The organism is Flavobacterium sp. F52, from assembly GCF_000278705.1.
GTDB classification, from domain to species: domain Bacteria; phylum Bacteroidota; class Bacteroidia; order Flavobacteriales; family Flavobacteriaceae; genus Flavobacterium; species Flavobacterium anhuiense.
Window position 1 is genome coordinate 1 of record NZ_AKZQ01000039.1, and the last position, 715, is coordinate 715.

The window sequence follows — 715 nt, forward strand, 5'->3', positions numbered from 1 at the left end:
AAGTCAGAAGCTGTTGGGAACTGAGCCTGAGCTGTAGCTAGACCCGCACTATCGCTGCATTCTAAAGTTACATTTAAAGCTGTTGGAGCAGTTGTCCAAGTTGGAGCAGTGGTATCCTGAATGGTTATCACCTGAGTGAAAGTAGCAGAACTATTTCCGCAGTCGTCTTTTACAGTCCAAGTGTTGGTGTAAGTTCCAGCGTTTCCGCAACCTTGAGAAGCTACGAACTGTCCGCTTACTTTAGTGATGTTTAGAACATCAGCATCACATAAGTCAGAAGCTGTTGGGAACTGAGCCTGAGCTGTAGCTTGACCCGCACTATCGCTGCATTCTAAAGTCACATTTAAAGCTGTTGGAGCAGTTGTCCAAGTTGGAGCAGTGGTATCCTGAATGGTTATCACCTGAGTGAAAGTAGCAGAAGTATTGCCGCAATCGTCTTTTACAGTCCAAGTGTTGGTGTATGTTCCGGCATTTCCGCAAGCTTGAGAAGCAACGAACTGTCCGCTTACTTTAGTGATGTTTGAAACATCAGCATCGCAAAGGTCAGAAGCCGTTGGGAACATGGCTTGAGCATTTGCCAATCCAGAAGTATCACTGCATTCCAAAGTCACATTTAAAGCTGTTGGAGCTGTTGTCCAAGTAGGAGCAGTGGTATCTTGAATTGTAATTACCTGAGTGAAAGTGTCAGAAGTATTTCCGCAATCATCTTTTACAG

1 protein-coding gene is annotated in these 715 nt (G+C 44.8%); it reads right to left on the reverse strand.

Annotated features, from left to right (window positions below):
* Positions 1–715: Ig-like domain-containing protein (locus FF52_RS21280; protein WP_008468877.1), on the reverse strand; the 715-nt coding region annotated here is incomplete at both ends.